Origin of the sequence: Phyllobacterium phragmitis (genome assembly GCF_002980495.1) — a bacterium.
GTDB lineage: Bacteria > Pseudomonadota > Alphaproteobacteria > Rhizobiales > Rhizobiaceae > Paramesorhizobium > Paramesorhizobium phragmitis.
The window spans coordinates 1-258 of sequence record NZ_PVBR01000119.1 but is presented as its reverse complement, the minus strand read 5'-3'; the positions used below and the strand labels follow the sequence as shown (position 1 = coordinate 258).

2 pseudogenes are annotated in these 258 nt (G+C 53.5%); one reads left to right on the top strand and one right to left on the bottom strand.

What is annotated here, in order from left to right:
• A pseudogene (locus C5748_RS27605) lies at positions 1 to 120 on the top strand (IS5/IS1182 family transposase); the annotation flags it as partial.
• A 12-nt stretch (positions 121 to 132) separates the two neighbouring features.
• Here C5748_RS27605 and C5748_RS27600 read toward each other — a convergent pair.
• Positions 133 to 258, bottom strand: a pseudogene (locus C5748_RS27600) (IS630 family transposase); the annotation flags it as partial.

Below are 258 nucleotides of genomic sequence, written 5' to 3'. Positions count from 1 at the left end.
ATCGAACGCATGTTCTGCCGCTTGAAGGACTGGCGGCGCATCGCGACCCGTTTCGACCGCAATATCCAAAACTTCATGAGCGCCATCGCACTCGCCGCAGCCGTCATTTGGTGGATGTAATGAGTCCTGAGCCTAGTCACCTGAATCTGAAGTTCGTCTCATTGTCTTCTGGCAGAAGCGCTTGACCGATGCGAGGATTTGGTCTGCGGATTTGACCCACCTGTAAGGGGTAGGGCTTTCGTTGTGGGCTTTGATAAA